Origin of the sequence: Acinetobacter sp. UBA5934, assembly GCF_002430855.1 — a bacterium.
GTDB lineage: Bacteria > Pseudomonadota > Gammaproteobacteria > Pseudomonadales > Moraxellaceae > Acinetobacter.
This window is the reverse complement of sequence record NZ_DJDC01000146.1, coordinates 20,250-27,365: the sequence shown is the minus strand read 5'-3', so window position 1 is coordinate 27,365 and position 7,116 is coordinate 20,250. Positions and strand designations below refer to the sequence as shown.

The window sequence follows — 7,116 nt, the reverse complement described above, 5'->3', positions numbered from 1 at the left end:
AACATCACCATCCTTATCAAACAGCTTGTCACCATGGATGAATCGCATGTTTGTGTAGAAATCCTGGTCTACAAACCACTTTTCAAATTCACTCATCCCCGACACTCCACCCAATTCCGTTCATCTTCCGCTTTCAACGCTTCCAGTTCCGCATGCATCCGATTCCATTGTTCTTGAAGCTCCAACTCATCCTCATCCTGAGGAATTGAGCCGTTGATCTTGTCCCGCAGTATTTTTAAGTCGTGGTTTTGCATGTTTTGCCCATCCGCTTCTTGTAATTTTTGATAGCCGACGATTTATTGCAGCTAAAGCAACTATTGGTACTGGTATAGCGAAGTGTTCCACCACAAGATGTACAGGTGGCACCATGAAAGTGCCTCAATCCCTCTTTTCTGGCTTTCTCTCTTGCTTGAACATTCGGGTTATTGCGTCTTGCGTGTGCTTCAGACACAGCAGCTGACATCACACTACGCATGGTTGCCTGAGCACTTCCTACCGGACGACCATTGAATTGAGAAAATTCACCTGAGTAACCGCGCGGTAATTCCTGCACCTGACCGCCATTTGCAAAGAAAGCCTCAAGGTCGCTATCAAGCTGCTCACGTAGACTGCGTTTAGCTTCAATCTGAGCATGAGTTATGTTTTTGCCAGCTTGTACCGACTCGATTCTTTGTTGAAGTATTTCGTTCATGCGGCACCCCCGAATAAATCCAAAGTCCATTCATCACGCGCTGGCTTTGCTTTAGCTTTGACCTGCTTTACCGGCTCTGACTTAACCGGCTCCATAGGTGGTGCATATTCAAGTTCTAGCGATTCAGACGCAGGGAACGCTTTATTGAATTCCTCTTGAGTCGGTACCCAATCAACCAGCTGCCAAAATTCACAACCATGTCTCAAGCCTGCACAGAATCGACCCGCCTCAGCCTGAAGAAACCAAAAGCTAATAAGAGATGTTTTTTGAGCCGGATTCATGTACTGACAGCGCTCTTCTTTTTGCTCCTTGAAAGCTTTAACAAAATAGGTTTCTAGCTTCTGATCAGCTGCAACCTCAATTTCATTTTCACCAATCAGACCCAACCAGATTTTAAAGTCGATATTTTCTTGCTCATTCAATCCAGCAAACGCATGATCAGTAAGCGGTTTTGGATAAACTGTAAGACCACCTGAGTCTTTGTATTCAGAAATTACACTCACACCCCACCCCCTAAACGCTGATCCACCCAATTGCACTCAACCAGTGTTAATCCGTCATGTTGAAAACGAGACCAAAGACGATCCCCTAAGTCCTTCTGCAACTCAGTCAGTGTAAGATTTGAAATCAGCATGGTCGGCTTGCCTGCGTCATAGCGTGAATATAAAACCTTGTGCACCAGTTGAAGTCGATTCTCATGACGGTCATGCAATCCGTATTCATCCAGGATCAGCAAGTCATACTCAGTGAACCGGTAGATTGCGTTTGATTCGCTGTCATTTGCCTCTTTCTTCCATGCATTGGCAATGTCATTAGCCATATCTTCCGAAGTGATATAGCGGACATAAATTCCCTTGTTTAAAAGCGTTCTGGCTATCGCACAGCTCAAATGGGTTTTGCCTGTACCGGTCTTACCCGACATGATGAAATTACGCTTTTGACCGGCAATCATGACTCTTGAGAACTCAACACAGTTGTTTAAGGCATTCGATTGTCCAGCAAAATTCGTGTTGTAATTTCTAAAACCTGAATCCTTGTGGCGTTCAGGAATCATTGCTCCAGCAAAGTGCAAATCACGGACCATCTTGTTTACAGATTCCTGATGCTTCTGGTTGTTCTTGCTCACCAGATTCTTTGCACACTCAGGGCAAACCTGATTAGGTCCGGCTTGAACTTTTTGAATCTTGTGTTCAGCGCAGTAAGCCTGTACCTGTTGAAATTTCATTGAGATCATGGCGTTCATACAAAATCCTCCGGTATTTCAACTGGCTCAACATGTCCTTGGAATTGAGGAATTCCTTCCCATGCGTCGTTGACGTTCAGATTTGTTTTTGATTGAGCTTTAGGCTTGTAACCACGTTTCACCCACTTCACAAAGTTGGCATACATCTGGCTATCAGTAAGTTGACCTGATTTCAAACGTGGTTCGTAATGAGCATTGATTTCAAGTAAAACTTGGTTTACCAGTTCTTGAGTCATTGGCATTTCGCCTGATCTTTGCAACCAAGAATTCAAAGAGTGAAGATCTGGTGTCCAGAGATTTAAGACCGCATCGACTGAATTTTCTTGCGCGTTACTCTCTTTAAAGTTTTCTTTAAATGTTTCTTTAAGTGTTTCTTTAATAGTGCCCCGTTCAACGGTACTGGTCCCGTCACCTTTCGCGGTACTGGTCCAGTCCTGTTTGATGGTACTAGTCCCGTCACCTTTAATGGTACTACCATCATTTGGTACTAGTCCCTTTTCGCGGTACTGGTCAGGAGTGAATAGGTATTCATTTAAGCAACCTGTTTTTCTCTCAACTTTGATCAAGCCAAGTTCTTCAAGGTCGCGAATACACGACATAACCGTATCGCGTTTTTTAATGCCGCAATATTTTTGAAATTGAGTGATAGCAATTGGGTGGGATACACGGTCAAATCCAATGGTTTGACGCATTACAAACATTAAACACTTAAATGCCTTGTCGTTTAACTGGGCCATAATTTGGCCGTCAATCAAAGCATTAGGCATCTTGGTGTAGCGCTCTTCTTTATTCGACATAGCTTTGCGCTCATTTTTTGGAAAATGAACTACTTGCCCTTGAGGTATTGGTGGTTCATGTGCTAAATTTGTTTTCATATTTGAAACCCCGCAAGTGTTTTGAATTAGGAAAGCCTGATCCCCAAGATCAGGCTTTTTCTCGTTGTAGAGCTGATAAATACTTTGCGCACTCGCCTTTCATAGCTTTACGCAAAGACTGAATTTTATGTTCGATTTCTTCCAGGATGCGATCTGTCTCATCCATTTCAGCAGGTGTCACAACACCATCTTCCAGAGCAGATAAAACCTGCTTGTTTGCCGCACCATTGCCAACATTCATACCAAGTAGTGATTCAAGAACACCTAATTGATGATCCTTGCCTTGAGCATCACCTACAGGCATTAGCATCAAACCTATTTTGTGCGCCCACGACTTTAAGACTGCTGGGTTTTCGGTATAAGTCAGCATTGCTTCGAATGCTTTTAGACTTGGCAAATGGTTTTCCATGTTTGGATTGGCGTAATTCAAAATTGTGTTATGAGATACCCCAACGACATCTGCTAACTCTTTTGGGGTGATACCGCTGGATTGATGGACCATCTTGTGCAAAGCGGTTTTGGTTTCTTTCGATATATCCATGTGAATCCTTTGATTAAGCTCACGTTTATTTAAAACGCTAAGTTGTTGATAATTGGTTTAAGCGGTTAAGGCTTCTAAGTTTGCCTTTAACTTGCCTTTAGTCTGGATCTGGAGAACTGCTTGGGTGGATGCTGGAATTCCGTAAGAGCGCCATTTACTGATTGCTCCGCGAGTTTTTTTTAAAATTCGCGCTAAGTCAGCATCACTCTCAGCTCCGTAATGATCCTTTACGTCATCTACGGTCATATTGTTTACCTTAATAAACTAATAGTTTCCCTAAGTAAACCATAAGTTTCTTTTTAGGTCAATAAGTTTGTTTACTATTGGAAACAACGGTTATGGGTATTTATGCGATGAGCAGTGTTTCTGAACGCATCTTGATGAGAATGAAGGAACTTAACCTTCAGCAAGTTGATTTGATTGGGGCTACTGGCCTTAGCAAAGGCACGATTTCTAAATGGATCTCGGGGGTAAATACGCCGAGCGGTAAGAGTATTACCTCTCTTGCAAGAGCTTTAAAAACATCACCTGAATGGATTTTGGATGGAGTGCCAACTCCTGAAAAAAGCAATGCAGATATAGCTAAAATGGAAGTTGGTATATACCAGGATGGAGATCCTGTTCCCGAGGGATATATTGCTATTGATTATTATGATGATGTATTTGTTAGTGCAGGAAATGGCTATCTAAATCTAGAAAAACCAAGCAATAATAAAATGTTATTCCCTGTTGATTTGATTAAAGAGTGCAATGTTGAACCATCCACTACTAAAGTAATTCACGTTCGCGGTGAAAGTATGTTTCCTAAATTGAAGGATGGGCAAGCTATATCAATTGATATGTCCGCTAGAACCATTTATGACGGGGAAATTTATGCTTTTCAAGTTGGGGATGACACTAAAATTAAATATCTATTCAATTGGAATGAGCAAGGCAAAGGTGGGTTTAAAGCTGTCTCGGCAAATTCGGATAAAAATCAATTTCCTGATGAATATTATCCCCCTAGTAGAATTGAATCAGAAGGCGTATCTATATTAGGTCAATACTGGTGGAAACAGGTCGTAAAACGTATTCGACGCTAACAAAAAGCCGCTATATGCGGCTTAATCACGTAATGAGAAGATTAATGAGTAAAGACTACAATAACCTTGAGGTGAGTAAATACAGCGAACTAAGCAGTGATGAGCAAACTGCTATTCATGAAATGCTTATCTCTTATGTACGTACAGATCATTTCTACAATATTGTCCTACTCCATGATAGTGAGCCTTACGACCTGGTCAAACTTGTAAGTATTAGCTTCGAGAATCAAGATGCTGCAATTTGGGTTCACTTCGAAACTATTACTGCTGAGAGACTAACTATGCCTTTAGACTTTATTTCAAGAATAGAATTATGTAATCAGGAAGAGCTTTTAAATACTGCGAAGCTGGGCCGGTATGAGTTTGTTTAGGTTGTATAGAGATGTTTAAAAAGTAAGTCGCCGGTGTGACTATGTGGAAATAAAAAGCCGCTATATGCGGCTTAGGTATTCAGGACCATCAATCCTGAATTGCGGATTGATACTCCGCTAAAGGTGACGTGAATTGCAGTATTGTTTGAGTGTAAATGGTTTCGCCCATCCAGCCCAGGGGGTAAATAAGCGAAGGCACGATCGACAGTAAAGCAATAATCTGAGCTGAAACGCCCCTCCGGTGTGCGCACACCTTCAGGGCAAGCGCCCGGCATGGCGCTATATAAATACACACACCAATATAAATATTGGTGGGCGCCCGCCAGTGAATTACAAGGTAAATGCCATGTTTTCTCTGACGTTGCGGACCAAGAAGGGTTTGAGAGTATCAGTAAAGATAAATCTTTATGCGGTACTCGCATTCCTGACTTGGTTTGCATAAAACCGAGGGGGTGTGATAAGCACCCCCTCACCCATATTTTTAAAATACATAAAATTAAATCAAAAAACAAATGCCGCATACCCGAGCGGCTCTTGGATCGGGTGGAGATAATAATGAGTGATAGTATTACAGTAACCAGACCTATTGAAATTAAAGATAACTCCGTTGAGAGAGTTGCTTTTGATCTAATGTCTAGAATTGCAGAAGCAGAGAAAATAAAAGGAAAAGATGAGGGTAAGAAAGATAACCCTCGAGAATACTATCTAAAACTCTACAATCAGTGCCACAAAGTTGTAAGTTGGTCTGGTGTAGATGTTAAGGCGATTTTGGAGGGCGATCCTTCTTGAATAAATCGCCATCAATCTTGTTGATACAATGAATAATTGCATCTGGATCAGTACAACCTGTAGCAATTAGACTCAATACAAGATTAAGTTTTTCTTCGTGAGTTAGCATAATAGACTCCATCCAACCCACCCCAGCGGTGGGTTTTCTTTTGTCTATTAAAACATAAAAGTTTCCATAAATAATAAAAAGTTTCTTTTGATAAACTTTTCTCTTGACTATAAAGTTTCCTTTGGTAAACTAAATCCCATAGACAACAAAAAGCCCCAGCGTTGTACGACCAACCTGAGGCATGACCCACCCTAGTGAGTGAAATTATTATGAACCAAAACCCATCCCACAGTCAAACCCCAGAGTTTGGCCATATCCCATCAACAGGGATTCTTTACCAGCAACCGCCTTCTACAAAGCAGATTGCAAAAGCGAATAAACGCAATAAGTTCAAAGTTTTTATGCGTGACGTGATTGCAGTGGCAGTTTTTATTTCGCCAATTTTGGCAACACCTTTCATGGTTCGTAGCTGTTCGGATGATGTGGATCGTCAGACGTTGCAGGCAATAAAAATTCAAGCAGAAATTTCAAATTCAGGGGAAAGCAAATGAGCCGTTTAACAAATCAAATTCGTCAATCAATGCTTGGAACTGTTCTGGATCATGCTTTTTCAGAAAAGCTAGCGCAAGCAAAAGCTGACCTTATTGCGGCTGGTGACGCTCTTTATATGGATCACCATGGTGAACACTTAAAAACTATGCAGAAATTGCCGGCTAGTTTTCTTTACAAGCAGGGTCGCATGGATACCAACATTGGTGGTCAGCGACACATTGTATTTCTTAGTGAATCAAAGCCTATGTCATATGAAAGCAATTATTCACGCATTGTATTTCTAGCTGACAATCCTGTTGCGATTGCTTGGTTGCAGGCTAATGACAAGGTTAAAGATACGGAAAAACAGCGCGATGCTATGAGCCGTGAAATAAATGCTGTTCTGGAAAGTGTCCACACCTTCAAAAAACTTTGGGAAGTGTGGCCAGAATGCAAATCTCTGCTTGAGAAGTTTGAGCAAAAACCAACGATTGCCATCCTTCCGGCTGTACAGGTTAATCGCCTTAATGCTGCATTAGGTCTCCCAGTTGATGAGGTGCCAGCATGAACGCTCAAACTAAACCTGAATTGTTTGCTCCTTGTTTTCCAATGCTTTCAATCTCGCCATACATTGGTATTGATGCCGACAATGTGCAGTTCTCTTTTGTTGTTGGCAACCAATCCATTGATTGTGAAATCAAAGCGGTTGAATTGACTGATTCAATGTGTGTGGAACAGCAATTTCACCCTGAGTCTGGCCGTGATGTGGATTACACCAAGCTTGAAGTAGACAACAAGACTTTAGCTTTGGTCACTCGATCTGACTTTGAAGAAACACCAGCTGGCTTGCATTTCATTCTGACTGAATCTCAGGTCTATGCACTGAATGAATGGCTTGAAGCAGATGCGGTTGAAAAATTTGAAATGGCACAAGGATAAGAAAA

The 7,116-nt window shown here is 41.6% G+C and carries 12 protein-coding genes; 6 read left to right on the top strand and 6 right to left on the bottom strand.

Annotated features, from left to right (window positions below):
• Positions 1 to 235: 235 nt before the first annotated feature.
• From B2Y23_RS10130 to B2Y23_RS10105, 6 genes are read right to left on the bottom strand one after another with little or no spacing between them, the layout of a single operon-like run.
• Complete coding sequence (locus tag B2Y23_RS10130; protein ID WP_291370623.1) at positions 236 to 691, bottom strand: hypothetical protein; 456 nt, start codon at positions 689 to 691, stop codon at positions 236 to 238.
• Complete coding sequence (locus tag B2Y23_RS10125; protein ID WP_291370621.1) at positions 688 to 1,194, bottom strand: hypothetical protein; 507 nt, start codon at positions 1,192 to 1,194, stop codon at positions 688 to 690. The genes B2Y23_RS10130 and B2Y23_RS10125 overlap by 4 nt, the downstream gene beginning before the upstream one ends.
• Positions 1,191 to 1,934, bottom strand: a complete 744-nt coding sequence (locus B2Y23_RS10120) for an ATP-binding protein (protein WP_291370619.1) — start codon at positions 1,932 to 1,934, stop codon at positions 1,191 to 1,193. The genes B2Y23_RS10125 and B2Y23_RS10120 overlap by 4 nt, the downstream gene beginning before the upstream one ends.
• Positions 1,931 to 2,809, bottom strand: a complete 879-nt coding sequence (locus B2Y23_RS10115; RefSeq protein ID WP_291370617.1) for a replication protein — start codon at positions 2,807 to 2,809, stop codon at positions 1,931 to 1,933. The genes B2Y23_RS10120 and B2Y23_RS10115 overlap by 4 nt, the downstream gene beginning before the upstream one ends.
• A 49-nt stretch (positions 2,810 to 2,858) precedes the next feature.
• On the bottom strand, positions 2,859 to 3,350 hold the full coding sequence (locus B2Y23_RS10110; RefSeq protein ID WP_291370615.1) for a phage regulatory CII family protein: 492 nt from the start codon (positions 3,348 to 3,350) through the stop codon (positions 2,859 to 2,861).
• A gap of 57 nt (positions 3,351 to 3,407) precedes the next feature.
• The gene (locus B2Y23_RS10105) at positions 3,408 to 3,596 is read right to left on the bottom strand and encodes a Cro/CI family transcriptional regulator (RefSeq protein ID WP_291370614.1); all 189 of its coding nucleotides are present in this window, start codon (positions 3,594 to 3,596) and stop codon (positions 3,408 to 3,410) included.
• Positions 3,597 to 3,688: 92 nt separating this feature from the next.
• Between B2Y23_RS10105 and B2Y23_RS10100 the strand changes: the two genes are divergently transcribed.
• The 6 genes from B2Y23_RS10100 to B2Y23_RS10075 all read left to right on the top strand — a co-directional run bounded on the left by B2Y23_RS10100 (position 3,689) and on the right by B2Y23_RS10075 (position 7,111).
• Positions 3,689 to 4,432, top strand: a complete 744-nt coding sequence (locus tag B2Y23_RS10100; protein ID WP_291370611.1) for a S24 family peptidase — start codon at positions 3,689 to 3,691, stop codon at positions 4,430 to 4,432.
• Between the two features lie 44 nt (positions 4,433 to 4,476).
• On the top strand, positions 4,477 to 4,803 hold the full coding sequence (locus tag B2Y23_RS10095) for a hypothetical protein (RefSeq protein WP_291370609.1): 327 nt from the start codon (positions 4,477 to 4,479) through the stop codon (positions 4,801 to 4,803).
• Positions 4,804 to 5,358: 555 nt separating this feature from the next.
• A complete protein-coding gene (locus tag B2Y23_RS10090; RefSeq protein WP_291370608.1) occupies positions 5,359 to 5,592 on the top strand; it encodes a hypothetical protein in 234 nt (77 codons plus the stop codon).
• A gap of 303 nt (positions 5,593 to 5,895) precedes the next feature.
• Positions 5,896 to 6,192 carry a hypothetical protein gene (locus tag B2Y23_RS10085; RefSeq protein WP_291370606.1) on the top strand — a complete coding sequence of 99 codons (297 nt, stop codon included), beginning with the start codon at positions 5,896 to 5,898 and terminating at the stop codon, positions 6,190 to 6,192.
• Positions 6,189 to 6,740, top strand: a complete 552-nt coding sequence (locus B2Y23_RS10080) for an Nmad5 family putative nucleotide modification protein (protein WP_291370604.1) — start codon at positions 6,189 to 6,191, stop codon at positions 6,738 to 6,740. Before B2Y23_RS10085 ends, B2Y23_RS10080 begins: the two co-directional genes overlap by 4 nt.
• A complete protein-coding gene (locus B2Y23_RS10075) occupies positions 6,737 to 7,111 on the top strand; it encodes a hypothetical protein (RefSeq protein ID WP_291370602.1) in 375 nt (124 codons plus the stop codon). The genes B2Y23_RS10080 and B2Y23_RS10075 overlap by 4 nt, the downstream gene beginning before the upstream one ends.
• Positions 7,112 to 7,116: the final 5 nt, after the last annotated feature.